Source organism: Vibrio mexicanus (assembly GCF_001012815.1).
Lineage (GTDB): Bacteria > Pseudomonadota > Gammaproteobacteria > Enterobacterales > Vibrionaceae > Vibrio > Vibrio mexicanus.
Window position 1 is genome coordinate 15,872 of sequence record NZ_JYJP01000026.1, and the last position, 13,906, is coordinate 29,777.

The following is a 13,906-nucleotide window of genomic DNA, read 5'->3' on the forward strand; positions in this document are numbered from 1 at the left end:
GCTTTAAGCTTGATACAGCGTTTTTTATTTTAGGAATTGGAAGTTGTTATGGTTGTAGAGTGGGTGAATCTGTGTCGATAATTTTGGGGATAGATCCCGGCTCAAGAGTGACCGGATACGGCGTTATAAAGCAACAGGGACGACATTTACACTATATGGGTAGTGGTTGTATCAGAATGTCAGAAGAAGCGCTACCAGGGCGTTTAAAGCAGATTTACGCTGGTGTGTCGGAGATCATTACTCAATTTCAGCCGGATGTGTTTGCTATTGAGCAGGTATTTATGGCAAAAAATGCAGACTCTGCGTTGAAACTCGGGCAGGCGAGAGGCAGTGCCATTGTTGCTGCAGTGAATATGGATCTCCCCGTTTATGAGTATGCTGCAAGATTGATTAAACAGGCGGTAGTTGGAACCGGTGGAGCAGATAAAGCCCAAGTACAGCATATGGTGCAACATATGCTTAAGTTGCCTGCTAAGCCTCAAGCCGATGCGGCAGATGCCTTGGGTGTAGCGATTTGTCATGCCAACACCAATAAAACGTTGGTGGCGTTAGCGGGTAAAGCAACCAGTGCTAAAAAAGGTCGTTATAGGTAACGACCTTTAATCATCAAGTGCGCTAGGTGATGAATGCCTTGGAGTTAGGCGTTTTCTAAAGTGAACTCTTTAGATAAGTGATGCGCTAAGTACTTGAACATATTGAATACAGCGGTTGTATTTGGTGTAGGCAATCCATTGTCATCTAGAAAGTACTCACCTTTGAACACAAGCACTCCCTCTTTTTCTTCCACAGAGTCTGCACGCATTCCCTCTATATAGTCGTCGTGTTCTTGAATCACCTGATTGGCAATTAACAACAGGTCGAACTTAGAGATGTTTTTTTTGCTACTCATTGGATATTCCTACTACATTTGATTGGAAAACGAGGGGCTAGTGTAGTGGTCACAGTGGGTTTGACGCAAATCGTTTTTGTGACGGGCGGCATAAAAACACGCCGCTGATTGGTCAGGCAAGGGTTTACGCGTCTAGTATGTGGCACTTTAATCGACAGACCTCTCTAACATATTGAGAGGATATTTTTCGATGAATTGTCGACCAATCAAAGTTTATTTTCAAAAAAGATATTGATCTTCTTGTATTCTCGCTCAATAGTAAAAAAAGAAGCAATATTTTAAGTATGTCATGCGATAAAATCGCAATGTGATTAAGGGCATTTGAGTCAATTATGGGTAAATCACTCGTTATCGTGGAGTCACCAGCCAAGGCAAAAACTATTAATAAGTACCTTGGTAAAGACTTCATCGTAAAGTCTAGTGTTGGGCATGTCCGTGATCTTCCGACCGCAGGTCAAAGTACTGGCAAGAAAGCTGCTGCTGTCTCTACAAAAGGGTTAAGCGCAGAAGAAAAAGCACGCATAAAGAAAGAGAAAGATCGTAAAGCGTTAATCAAGAAAATGGGAATTAACCCATATGACGATTGGGCTGCGAACTACCAAGTACTGCCGGGTAAAGAGAAGGTAGTCGCGGAGCTACAGAAACTTGCTGAGAACGCAGACAACGTTTATCTCGCAACCGATTTGGACCGTGAGGGAGAGGCTATCGCTTGGCACCTTCGCGAGATCATCGGTGGTGATGAAGAGCGATACAAACGAGTGGTTTTCAACGAAATTACTAAAAATGCTATCCAGCAAGCTTTCCAGACACCTGGTGAGTTAAATATGGATGGCGTTAACGCGCAGCAAGCCCGCCGATTTATGGATCGCGTGGTAGGCTTTATGGTGTCTCCACTGCTTTGGAAGAAAGTCGCACGTGGCTTGTCTGCTGGTCGTGTTCAATCGGTAGCAGTTAAGCTATTGGTTGAGCGTGAGCGAGAAATCAAAGCATTCATCCCAGAAGAGTTTTGGGATATTCACGCAGATACTGCGACGAGTGACAAAACGCCTTTCCGTTTACTTGTCGCTCAAAAAGACGGCGTTGCATTCAAGCCAACCAATGAAGATGAAGCCAAAGCTGCAACATCTGTACTTGAAAAAGCGCGTTATGAAGTTTGTAAGCGCGAAGACCGCCCGACTTCAAGTAAGCCATCTGCACCTTACATCACCTCAACACTGCAACAGGCAGCAAGTACTCGCCTAGGTTACGGTGTTAAGAAGACGATGATGCTTGCCCAGCGATTGTATGAAGCAGGTTACATCACTTATATGCGTACCGACTCAACCAACTTGAGCTCGGAAGCTGTGGAAGCTGCTCGCGGTTATATCCAATCTAATTTTGGCGATGCATACCTGCCGGACGCACCAAAAGTTTACGGTAGTAAAGAGGGCGCGCAAGAAGCGCACGAAGCGATTCGTCCATCAAGCGTTGACGTGACTGCTGACGACCTACAAGGAATGGAAGCAGATGCACACAAGCTTTACGCACTGATTTGGAATCAGTTTGTAGCGTGTCAGATGACACCTGCAAAATATGATTCGACTACGGTCAGTGTTAAGGCTGCTGAATACACACTCAAAGCTAAAGGCCGTATCCTTAAGTTTGACGGTTGGACACGTGTACAACGTCCACTAGGCAAAAATGAAGATCAAATTCTGCCTGCAGTACAAATTGGTGACACGCTGACACTTGAAGCTCTGGACCCGAAACAGCACTTCACTAAGCCGCCAGCTCGCTTTACTGAAGCTGCTTTGGTTAAGGAACTTGAGAAACGTGGTATTGGCCGTCCTTCAACGTACGCGTCAATCATTTCTACGATCCAAGACCGTGGCTATGTAAAAGTTGACCAGCGCCGTTTCTACGCTGAGAAAATGGGCGAGATCGTTACTGACCGATTAGATGGCAGCTTTGACGATCTGATGAACTACGACTTTACCGCGCGAATGGAAGAGAAACTCGACCAAATCGCGGAAGGCCAAACAAACTGGAAAGGTGTACTTAACAATTTCTTCGAAGACTTCACGCAAGATTTAGGTAAAGCTGAACTTGATGAAGGCGAAGGTGGTATGAAGCCTAACCACATTGTTGAAACGAATATTGAATGTCCAACTTGTTCTCGACCTATGGGTATCCGTACTGCATCAACAGGTGTATTCCTAGGATGTTCAGGTTACGCGCTGCCACCAAAAGAGCGTTGTAAGACAACGATTAACCTTGGTGACGAAGAAGGCATTATCAATGTTCTAGAAGAGGACGTTGAAACCGCAGCACTACGTGCTAAAAAGCGTTGCCCTATTTGTGAAACCGCGATGGATGCTTACCTGATTGATGATAAGCGTAAGCTGCACGTTTGTGGTAACAACCCTAACTGTGAGGGTTACATCGTTGAACACGGCGAGTACAAAGTAAAAGGTTACGACGGCCCGGTTGTTGAATGTGACAAGTGTGGCTCTGATATGGTTCTGAAGAACGGCCGCTTTGGTAAATACATGGATTGCACCAGCGACGATTGTAAGAACACTCGTAAGATTCTTAAAAACGGTGAAGTCGCGCCGCCAAAAGAAGATCCAGTGCATTTCCCTGAGCTTCCTTGCGAGAACTCAGATGCTTACTTTGTATTGCGAGATGGTGCGTCTGGTCTGTTTATGGCAGCGAGTAATTTCCCTAAATCTAGAGAGACTCGAGCGCCATTAGTGGAAGAGTTAGTTCGATTTAAAGAACGTATTTCTCCTAAGTTCCAGTATTTGGCAACGGCGCCAACGGAAGATCCAGATGGCCGCCCAACTGTAGTTCGCTTTAGCCGCAAGACTAAAGAAAACTATGTACGTTCTGAAGTCGATGGTAAGCCATCCGGTTGGACTGCTTTGTATATCGACGGAAAATGGGAAATTACGGACAAACGTAAAAAACCTAAAAAATAGACTGATTAAAAAGCCACTCATTGATTGAGTGGCTTTTTTTTATGTTTTTTGACTATGTTAAGCACTTAGTCGTGCGTTAAATTTGCTACAGAGACATATAACTATTGATATGACTTGAGATGCGTAGCCTTTTCGGTTGTAATCGAACTGACATCAAATCTTGATATTACTTACTCAAGTCAGTGGACATAAGTGGTTTGATATTACGAGCGAAGTCATGATCTTGTGTTAATGATGTTAAGGCAATGTGTCTTTATCGGTTTATAGTGTGAGCTACTTCAGGGCTGAAGAAACTAATTTAGCCGTTGCGCAAGGTATAGCGTATTAAGGTTTGTAATTCTCGCTATTTTCCGTAGCTTATAATAAACATATTGCTTATTTCTTTGGATGAAATGCTGCAAAGTCGTAAGCACTCGTACCCATAAGGATATATGGGATGGGGTTAATGTCAGTACCAAAATTCTTGTTTTGGAATAAAAGAGTAGCTCCCCCAAGAGATGACTACTCGAGAAATATAAAAATGATATGGAGAGAAAAATGGCTGGTGTACTAGGAATGATTCTTGCCGGTGGCGAGGGCTCGCGTTTAAGACCATTGACAGAGTCAAGAAGTAAACCTTCAGTTCCTTTTGGAGGCAGTTATCGCCTCATTGATTTCGCTTTAAACAACTTCGTTAATGCTGATCTAATGCGAGTATACGTGTTAACTCAGTTCAAATCTCAGTCGCTATTCCACCATATGAAAAAAGGTTGGAACATCAGCGGCATCACAGACCGATTCATCGACCCAATTCCTGCTCAAATGCGCACAGGTAAACGTTGGTACGAAGGCACAGCTGATGCAATCTACCAAAACTTACGTTTCATGCAGCTCGCTGAGCCTGAGCAAGTTTGTATCTTTGGTTCAGACCACATTTACAAAATGGATATCAAACAGATGCTCGACTTCCATAAAGAGAAGGAAGCGGCGCTGACGGTATCTGCATTGAAAATGCCTCTTGCAGAAGCCTCACAGTTTGGTGTGATTGAAGTCGATAAAGATGGTCGAATGATCGGCTTTGCCGAGAAACCAGAAAATCCGAAGTCTATCCCAGGCGATCCAGAGCACGCACTTGTGTCTATGGGTAACTACGTATTCGAAGCGGATACGTTGTTTGCCGAACTTATTGAAGATGCTGACCGTGAAGGTTCATCGCATGACTTCGGTAAAGATATTATTCCAAACATGTACCCACGTGGTGATGTGTTTGTTTACGACTTCTCGACCAACCATATTACGGGTGAGAAAGAAGAGGTTTATTGGCGTGATGTAGGTACTATTGATGCTTACTGGCAAGCGCACATGGACCTACTAGAGAAAGATGCACCGTTCTCTCTTTACAACCGTAAGTGGCCGCTGCATACCTACTACCCACCACTTCCTCCTGCGACATTCAGCGACTCGGACAATGGCCGTGTGCAGATCATCGATAGCTTGGTGTGTAACGGTAGTTACGTTCGCGGTTCGCGTATCGAAAAGAGTGTATTGGGCTTCCGTAGTAACATCGCATCTACATGTGACATCAGTGAGAGTATCCTACTTGGCGATGTGAAGATCGGCGAAGGGTGTGTTCTGCGCCGCGTGATTATCGATAAAGATGCAGACATCGCACCGGGAACTCAAATTGGTATTAATCTTCAAGAAGACAAGAAGCATTTCCACGTCTCAGAAGATGGCATTGTAGTCATTCCAAAAGGAGCAAGAGTTGGCTACTAATCACCTTTCTATTCTCTTTGTAGCATCTGAAGTTGAAGGGTTAATTAAAAGCGGTGGCTTGGCAGATGTTGCCAAGGCACTGCCTGAAGCACTTCTTACACTCGATCAAGATGTTCGTATTGCCATTCCAGCTTACAGCTTGATTCCAAATGTAGAACATGCCGAAGTTATTCTCGAAACAACGTTAAACTCATGGCCGCATACGGCTTATCAAGTGGTAAGCCTAAAGGTCGGAGATGTCCCTGTTTATGGTATTCGTTGTGATGAGTATTTTGACAGACCGGCAATGTATGCAGAGAACAATCAGGCATACATGGATAATGGCGAGCGCTTTGCATTCTTCAGTGCAGCGTGTCTAGATATGTTGCCTAAATTAGACTTTAGGCCTGACATTGTTCACGCAAACGACTGGCATACGGGGTTTGTGCCTTATCTACTTAAGCATCGCCATGGTCACGATGAGTTCTTTGCATCGATGAAGAGCGTTATCTCAATTCATAACGCGGTGTTTAAAGGCGTATTTAGCTACAACGAACTGCAATGTCTACCCGAGATGCATAGCTTCTATGTGCCCGAGGCGGCAGTGAGTAATTCGCACGTTACTATGCTGAAAGCGGCGGTGGCTTGCGCAGATAAGATCAATGCTGTTAGCCCAACTTACGCTGAAGAGCTTAAAACGGAGCTTGGCAGTCATGGAATGGCGCAAGAGTTTCAATCGAGAGCTTGCGATTTAGTCGGGATCTTAAATGGTTGTGACTACAGTGCTTGGAATCCAGAAACGGATTCAGCATTGCCAAAAACCTACAAGGCAAACCGCCAGAGTATGGTGCGTGGCAAGAACGCTGCGAAGTCTGCGTTACAAGAAAAGGTAGGATTAGGTCAGTCCGACGTTGCCATGTATGGCATGGTATGTCGATTGACGAATCAAAAAGGTGTTCACTACCTGTTACCCATCTTAGAAAATTTCCTAAAGTTCGATGTACAGCTTGTCATTGTTGGAACAGGTGATCCTGTGCTGGCTCATCAATTAGCGGCAATTTCGAATAAGTATCCAGACAGGTTCAAGTTTGTCGAGGCGTACAACAATGAGCTTGCTCACCTCGTTGAAGCAGGCAGTGATTTCTTCTTGATGCCATCTGAGTTTGAACCTTGTGGATTAAACCAAATTTATAGCATGGCTTATGGCACACTGCCTATCGTTCGAGCGGTAGGTGGTTTGAAGGATAGCGTCAACGATTATGACGCCAACCCTGAAGTTGCGACGGGCTTTATTTTCGAAGAGCCTTCACCTCAAGCATTGCTTAATGTGATGATGCGATCTTTGTTGCTCTACGTTCAGCAACCGAATGAAGTAAAACGCGTGCAGCTTTATGCAATGCAGCAAGAGTTCTCTTGGGTGGAAAGTGCCAAAGAATATATAGAGCTCTATATGAGTGCGAAAGCATGAAAATAAGGTGCCTAAGGGCACCTTTTCTTTTGTTTGATGTATGCGCTTTTTCGTGCCATCCTTTGTCAGAGCAGTATCATTAAAGCTTCATGCTAACAATTCGATGATACTTAATGGCAGGGCTGTGGTACTCTCCCTGCAGAATTTTTAGTGATAGCAATACCCATAAATACCATGTCTCAATCCTTACTTTTTCATAAAACTTTTACTCATCCAACGAGCAACGAGTGGGTGGTATTCGTGCATGGAGCAGGTGGTAGCTCGTCCATTTGGTTTAAACAGATCAAAGCGTACAAAGAACACTTTAATCTGCTGCTGATTGACCTTCGTGGGCATGGCAAATCCAATGAGTTTATTAAAGACCTCATCACGAACAAATACACCTTTAAATGCGTCACGATGGATATCTTAAAAGTGCTGGATCATTTGAAGATCCAGTCGGCTCATTTTGTAGGCATGTCTCTAGGTACAATTATCGTGAGAAATCTGGCCGAGTTAGCCAATGAACGAGTTAGAACCATGGTGTTGGGCGGAGCTGTTACTCGATTTAATGTACGTTCGCAGATATTGGTGCAGTTGGGTAACTTAAGTAAGCATGTGATTCCCTACATGTGGTTATACAGGCTGTTTGCTTACATTGTGATGCCACAGAAGAGTCAGAAAGAATCGCGATTGTTATTTGTACGAGAAGCTAAAAAGCTTTGCCAGAAAGAGTTCAAGCGCTGGTTTATGCTCGCGGCGGAAGTCAACCCTATGATGAGGTACTTCAAAGAGAAGGAATTGCCAATTCCTACATTGTACCTTATGGGAGAACGTGACTATATGTTCATCCAACCGGTGAAAGAGATGGTTGAAGTGCATGAGTCGAGTTGTCTACATGAGATTCCTAACTGCGGTCACGTATGCAACGTCGAGCAGCCTGACGAGTTTAATCGCCATTCTATTGAGTTCATCAAACAGAATATAAATTAAGTAGGTTTAGACTCGTTAGTCCGGTGCCACTTCTCCACATTGCCAGCACGCAGCAAATTGACCTTCGTTTGTTTCACCGCAGTGCTCGCAACGCCAGTCTTGGAATCCAGCAGTATTGTCGCGCTGTTTTAGATAATCGCTGACAATAGATTGCGCAAAGATTTTTTGTGTCTGGTCTAGTAACCAAATATGGGGAGAGGAGTCCTCTCCCACAGGCAACTCCCCTTGTAAGCTAAACAGCGCTTCGTTTCTTATCTCGCACCTAACGCCCTCCATTCGTAAAAGCTGCAGCATTAGATGGGCTTCGGGTGGGTTTTGCGCTGTAAAGATATTCAATCGTTAGCCCTCTTGAGTGGTGGGAGTCTTGCGTACCTTATTCATAATCCATTTAGACACAATTGGGAATAGGCCAAGTAATACGAAAGACGCTATCACGGTAGGAGAGACGATTCCAGCGAGGCTGTCAATTTGTGCAAGTTGAGTACCCGCATTGAGGTATACCGCAGTACCTGGAAGCATGCCGAGCTGGCTGACTAGGTAAAAACGACTCACAGCGATAGGGGATAGACCCATAAGCAGGTTGATCAAAAAGAACGGGAAGATAGGAATTAAGCGTAATGAAAAGAGATAAAACGCACCATCCTTCTCGATACCTTCATTAATAGTCGACAGCTTATCGCCAAATTTGGCTTGAACCCAGTCCTTCAGTAAATATCGGCTACTCAAAAACGCGAGAGTCGCACCAATCGTGCTGGCGAAAGAGACAAGCAGCAAACTTGTCCAAAAACCAAACAGTGCTGCTCCTAGTAACGTAACAACTGCAGCGCCGGGTACCGAAAATGCTGTGATACTGATGTAGAACACGAAATAGCCTAAAGCGGCAACGACAAAGTTATCATCAATGAACTGGCTAAGAGCCTGTTGCTGAGCTTTTGCGTTCTCAAGGGTCAGATGATGACTAAAGTTGGTGGCGAGTAATACCACTACTAAAACGAATAGAAGTCCTAAAATTAGCTTTTTGTTCATGATGTCCTCTTACATGCAGCTGTTCTATTTAAACAGACACGGTGTTTATCGAGAAACTTTCAAGAAATAAAAAAACCAACGCTAAGCGTTGGTTTTTTAAGCTATCTAGTTGACTCGATTTGCGAGTTCATCTCTTCTTGCCTGAGGGATTACGGACCAGTGCGTGCCCTTAATCGCGCCCTCTAAAGCCCAGAGAAGTTCTAAACCGACATCTGAAGAGTGAGTTTGCCTAATCGCTTTAAACGCCTCTACAGCGCCCTTGGCTTCCAATTCTGGCACTGACTCGATACCTGCTTTCTTTAGCATTCGTTCAGTCGCAAGACGGAGATTTGGAAGATCCTTCAGGCGCTCAGGTTTACTTGTCGCTTGTGTTTCTTTTTCGACTTTAGCTGCAGCTAAGGCATCACGTGCGTCGCTTAGCGTTTTCTCTGGGTTTTCACTCCAGCTTTCTGGCAGCGCAAAGTACTTGGTCACTACTGGGAACCCACGTTTTTTATAAACGTAAGGTTTGTAGCCTAAGGATTTGAACTCATTAGAGGTTTTGTCATTCGCTCTAAGGTGAAGTTTATCTCTGACGACTAGAGCAAACATGGTGTCATCGGCGAAAATGCCGAAACCACCGAACATTGAACGAGATTTGATTCGTCCTAGCTGCTCAAAAAGTCGCATTGAATCTTTTAATACTGGTTTATCCATGCTGTATATTCTCGGTGTATTAACAATACGCCACCAAATCAGGTCCGAGAGATTAGCAAAACGATGCAGAGAGAGTGTCTGAGAAAAGTTAAATATAACTGTGTGTATCTTTGCATATTTGCCATCGGCAACCCCGCTACCTGTTCTATTTTAATAATAGACTGAGGCCGGAGGCTTTGCGTCCCACCCTTTCGAATGGTTTGCCCTGTGCGTGACTTCAATAATAAGGATAAATAGTTTTTTGGGTTAGTATCACATTTTAATACGCTAAGTGTGATATTGCTTCAAATATTTACCGTAATTATAACGCGTTTTGTGCATAAATAGTGATGCACAAAACGGATTTATTTTATCAAATCAACTATTTAAGTAGATCTCTAACGGTTTTTCTTTCCACAATTTCTGGGCGCATTTCAAAGATTCGCTTCTCATGCTCCTTGTCTTTGATACGCTCAAGTAGAATTTCAAATGCGTTTTTACCAACACGACGTTTAGGTTGGTGAACGGTAGTCAGTGGCGGAGAGAAGTATTCCGCAAGTTCGATGTTGTCGTAACCAATAACTGACATATCCTCTGGAATTCTAACGCCTTTTTGCTGTAGACGGCTCATTAAACCCAGTGCCATTGTGTCGTTGAAACAGAAGATAGCAGTGGGCATTTCGTCCATCGCGACAATCTTGTCGGCTGCAAGAACCGCAGTATCACACTCAAAGTTACCTTCTAAGATCCAGTCATCGATAACATCAATATTGGCTTCGTTCAGAGCGCGTTTGTATCCAGCGATACGTTCCTGACATGCGGCTTTTTCGAAATGACCGCTAAGGCAAGCAATTTTCTGGTGACCTTTATCGATTAGGTACTTAGTCGCTAGGTAGCCGCCTTCTTCCGAGTTATCGATGATTTTGTCTGCTTGAGAGCTCTCTGGGCCCCAGTCCATAATAACTTTTGGAATGTCCGCATGGCGATCCAGCATTTCTAAAAGCTCTTCAGTCAAATCTGAGCACATGACTAAGATGCCGTCGACACGTTTCTCTGCCAGCATTCGAATGTAGTCGCGCTGCTTTTCGTAAATGCCACCTGTGTTACATAGAATGAGCGTGTAACCTTGGCGGTAACAGTAGCTCTCTACACCATCGATCACTTCAGAGAAGAATAAGTTGGTCGATTGAGTGACCAACATGCCAATCGTTCGAGTGGTATTACACTTAAGGCTTCGGGCTACTGCGCTTGGTGCGTAGTTGAGCTCTTTAACCGCTTCCATGACTTTTTCTTGCGTGGCTTCCGCAACAAATCGTGTTTTGTTAATGACATGAGATACAGTCGTTGTCGAAACGCCAGCAAGGCGTGCGACATCTTTAATGGTTGCCATAGGGTCTTGTCCTGTCGATTACTGTGCACCCATTTCAACGAAACATTTTGCAGGATGCATCAGAAACACAAAAACCGCCGATATGCAGCGGTTTGTATCATTATTATAAATCTATAGTTTTCACTGCCAATATTAGACCGCATTACGTGTGGTCGCAACGAAAAACGATGTAATGTTCGTCTTAGTCACAAAACCGCAGTGAAAACTTAGGCTAGTTACCTAACAAATAGCGGCTATCTAGTCTTAGGAAAGCCTCGGTGACGAGTGCAACCGCAGCGTAGAACCCAAACTCATCTTTGCTTTGAGCTTGCTTGACGAACTGTGGCACCCAAGTGAGTATATGTTCACGTATGAACGTTTCTTGTTCCAGTAGAGCGTCATTAAAATGCGCTTCTTGCTCCAGCTCGTTCGAGCGAATAACAAGGTTGCCCAAGAAATCCAATTCGATAGCAATGTGATCAGCCGGCTCATTGAGCTTGGAGTCTACGGCAATGCCATGCTCTGCCATCACCTTTTCCATATCCTTTGCAGGCTGCTCGTTCAAAAGACCAGATTTGCACAAGTAAATGGAAGCGTAAGGAAGCGCCGATTCCTTTTCAGACTTTAAGAAGAGGTCGCAAAAGTCTGCAGATAACTCCAGTTGAGCATCTTCTCTGTCCTGAAGTCGGTTTAGTGAGTCGATTAACTTTTCAATTGGGCCGCTTAGTTCTTCGTTTTCACCTAGGCCGGTAAGAAAGCTTCGAATGGTCTGGCTATGGTATTGCTCTAGATCCTCTTCGGTAAGTTCTTTAGCGAAAAGGCTTGAAAGCCACCAGTAGATCTCTGCACGCTTTTCATTGAATGTTTTTAGTTCTTGCATGGTTATCATTCCTAGAATGTCTATCCCTTTAGTGTAACGAATAAAAATGAATAGGGGTAACGCATAGTATGATGATTAATTTCAATATATTGGCGGTTATGAATGGGGCAAAGAGAGCTTGTTTTGAATCAATAAAGTCACATCTTTCTTAGTTTATTCAAGACTAGTGCTAGAATTGTTAAGGATTATGAATAGAATGGCTGGGTACATTTCGGTCAATATAAGTAGAAAATTTATGAGTTATCACGTTCTAGTCGTTGAAGACGATGTAGTAACACGCACCAAACTTGCTGGTTATTTCCAGAATGAAGGCTACACGGTCAGTGAAGCTGAAAGTGGGGATGAAATGCGTGACATGCTAAAACAACACTCGATCGATTTAGTTATGCTTGATATTAATCTACCAGGCAGTGACGGTTTAATGTTGACCCGAGAACTTCGCAGCCAGTCAGACATCGGTATTATTTTGGTTACCGGCCGAACTGACAGCATCGATAAAATTGTTGGCCTTGAAATGGGCGCGGATGATTACGTGACCAAACCTTTTGAGCTTCGTGAGCTGTTGGTGCGCGTTAAGAACTTGCTGTGGCGTATATCGAATGCACGTAATGCGAGTGTTCAACAGCCTCAAGAACACAATGACAATATTGTCCGTTTCGCTGAATGGACATTTGATATTCAAAGGCGAGCACTTAGCCGCAACGGCGAGCCTGTGAAGCTAACTAAAGCTGAATATGAACTGCTTGTTGCTTTGTCATCTCACCCAAATCAAGTGCTGAGCCGAGAGCGTATTTTAAACATGATCAGCCATCGCGTTGATGCACCAAATGACAGAACAATTGATGTTCTGATTCGTCGAATGCGTGCCAAAATGGAGTTCGACCCTAAGAATCCGCAAATCTTTGTCACCGTGCATGGTGAAGGCTATATGTTCGCTGGCGACGCATAGAACGACCCGACGAAAGTTGCCCAAGAAAGTAAATAAAAAACCGAAGCTAATCGCTTCGGTTTTTTTTGATTGGTGACTTCACAATTGACAGATTAAAGGGTACTTTCCGTCGCCTCTAAGGCTTGTTCTTCATAGTCCGAAGCCCAGTCACGTAAATTTTGCCATACCAAGCCAAGCGTTTCGTGCCAGTAACGTTCGGTTTGCTCAAGGTATTTCCCCTTAGGCGTAAATCTTTCCCAGCCTTGCGTAATGTTGGCGTGGGCTAAGAAGTTTGTCGGTGCAGGGTAGGGTTTAACGCCTGCAGAATGAAATTCATTAAGCGCACGTTGCATGTGACTTGCTGAAGTGACTAAAACTATTTGGCGCTGCTTAACAAAAGCAGCTGCTTGCCTAGCTTCTTCCCAGGTGTCTTTCGCAGTTTCGAGCAAAATGATGTCAGACTTAGACACACCGAGCGCAAGAGCGACTTTAGCCATCATGCGAGCGTTGCTGACGCCCGAGCCGCCATCATAGCCAGACAGGATCAATTTCGAACCCGGGTACATTCGCAGAATTCGAATACCCTCAGTGAGTCTCATTAGACCTGCACGGCTAAGTTCAGAGGTTGGTGGAATTTGGTCATCGACCACATGTCCGCTGCCAAGCACCATGACATAGTCAATGGACTGGTCGACGGGTAAAAATACAGTGTGTTGCCTCTCCATAGGCAGTAATAGGCGGCTAGAAAATGGTTGGAAGGCGATCAGAAAAATTCCGCAAAGGGAAAACAGAACAACGAAACATCCAGTTTTTCGTTTGGTGGTAAACATTATCAACATCAAGCCAAGAAAACCGATGATTAGCATCGCAGGTAACGGCATGAGTATAGAAGAAACCACTTTTTTCAGCTCAAACATACTTAAATAGTCCGAAAAAACATCAGTTGATAATAAAAAGAGAGAAACCCTCTTTATTCCTACTATTCCTATGACAGAATAGCGGCAC

At 44.2% G+C, this 13,906-nt stretch carries 13 protein-coding genes and 1 riboswitch; of the genes, 6 read left to right on the forward strand and 7 right to left on the reverse strand.

Features of this window, described 5'->3' with window-relative positions:
- The first annotated feature begins 71 nt into the window (after positions 1 to 71).
- Positions 72 to 593, forward strand: coding sequence for a crossover junction endodeoxyribonuclease RuvC (gene ruvC / locus UA76_RS04435; RefSeq protein ID WP_047043676.1), 522 nt, complete (start codon positions 72 to 74; stop codon positions 591 to 593).
- Between the two features lie 44 nt (positions 594 to 637).
- On the opposite strand, the gene UA76_RS04440 is transcribed toward ruvC, so the two are convergent.
- The gene (locus UA76_RS04440; protein ID WP_047043501.1) at positions 638 to 889 is read right to left on the reverse strand and encodes a YciN family protein; all 252 of its coding nucleotides are present in this window, start codon (positions 887 to 889) and stop codon (positions 638 to 640) included.
- A 332-nt stretch (positions 890 to 1,221) separates the two neighbouring features.
- Here UA76_RS04440 and topA point away from each other — a divergent pair, with 332 nt between their 5' ends.
- From topA to UA76_RS04460, 4 genes are all read left to right on the forward strand, one after another.
- A complete protein-coding gene (gene topA / locus UA76_RS04445; protein WP_047043504.1) occupies positions 1,222 to 3,849 on the forward strand; it encodes a type I DNA topoisomerase in 2,628 nt (875 codons plus the stop codon).
- A 525-nt stretch (positions 3,850 to 4,374) separates the two neighbouring features.
- Positions 4,375 to 5,604, forward strand: coding sequence for a glucose-1-phosphate adenylyltransferase (gene glgC / locus UA76_RS04450; RefSeq protein ID WP_337588501.1), 1,230 nt, complete (start codon positions 4,375 to 4,377; stop codon positions 5,602 to 5,604).
- The gene (glgA, locus tag UA76_RS04455; protein ID WP_047043510.1) at positions 5,594 to 7,051 is read left to right on the forward strand and encodes a glycogen synthase GlgA; all 1,458 of its coding nucleotides are present in this window, start codon (positions 5,594 to 5,596) and stop codon (positions 7,049 to 7,051) included. Before glgC ends, glgA begins: the two co-directional genes overlap by 11 nt.
- Positions 7,052 to 7,225: 174 nt before the next feature.
- On the forward strand, positions 7,226 to 8,023 hold the full coding sequence (locus tag UA76_RS04460) for an alpha/beta fold hydrolase (RefSeq protein WP_047043513.1): 798 nt from the start codon (positions 7,226 to 7,228) through the stop codon (positions 8,021 to 8,023).
- A gap of 15 nt (positions 8,024 to 8,038) precedes the next feature.
- On the opposite strand, the gene UA76_RS04465 is transcribed toward UA76_RS04460, so the two are convergent.
- From UA76_RS04465 to torD, 5 genes are all read right to left on the reverse strand, one after another.
- Positions 8,039 to 8,359, reverse strand: a complete 321-nt coding sequence (locus UA76_RS04465; RefSeq protein ID WP_047043516.1) for a putative signal transducing protein — start codon at positions 8,357 to 8,359, stop codon at positions 8,039 to 8,041.
- 3 nt (positions 8,360 to 8,362) lie between these two features.
- On the reverse strand, positions 8,363 to 9,049 hold the full coding sequence (locus tag UA76_RS04470) for a TVP38/TMEM64 family protein (RefSeq protein WP_047043518.1): 687 nt from the start codon (positions 9,047 to 9,049) through the stop codon (positions 8,363 to 8,365).
- Between the two features lie 105 nt (positions 9,050 to 9,154).
- The gene (locus UA76_RS04475) at positions 9,155 to 9,745 is read right to left on the reverse strand and encodes a TfoX/Sxy family DNA transformation protein (protein ID WP_047043521.1); all 591 of its coding nucleotides are present in this window, start codon (positions 9,743 to 9,745) and stop codon (positions 9,155 to 9,157) included.
- A gap of 123 nt (positions 9,746 to 9,868) precedes the next feature.
- Positions 9,869 to 9,960: riboswitch (cyclic di-GMP riboswitch) on the reverse strand.
- 146 nt (positions 9,961 to 10,106) lie between these two features.
- Positions 10,107 to 11,114 carry an HTH-type transcriptional repressor PurR gene (purR, locus tag UA76_RS04480; RefSeq protein WP_047043524.1) on the reverse strand — a complete coding sequence of 336 codons (1,008 nt, stop codon included), beginning with the start codon at positions 11,112 to 11,114 and terminating at the stop codon, positions 10,107 to 10,109.
- Between the two features lie 211 nt (positions 11,115 to 11,325).
- On the reverse strand, positions 11,326 to 11,973 hold the full coding sequence (gene torD, locus UA76_RS04485) for a molecular chaperone TorD (RefSeq protein ID WP_047043527.1): 648 nt from the start codon (positions 11,971 to 11,973) through the stop codon (positions 11,326 to 11,328).
- A 235-nt stretch (positions 11,974 to 12,208) separates the two neighbouring features.
- Here torD and torR point away from each other — a divergent pair, with 235 nt between their 5' ends.
- A complete protein-coding gene (gene torR / locus UA76_RS04490; RefSeq protein ID WP_047043678.1) occupies positions 12,209 to 12,922 on the forward strand; it encodes a two-component system response regulator TorR in 714 nt (237 codons plus the stop codon).
- Positions 12,923 to 13,014: 92 nt separating this feature from the next.
- Here torR and elyC read toward each other — a convergent pair whose 3' ends face one another.
- A complete protein-coding gene (gene elyC, locus UA76_RS04495) occupies positions 13,015 to 13,818 on the reverse strand; it encodes an envelope biogenesis factor ElyC (protein ID WP_047043530.1) in 804 nt (267 codons plus the stop codon).
- Positions 13,819 to 13,906: the final 88 nt, after the last annotated feature.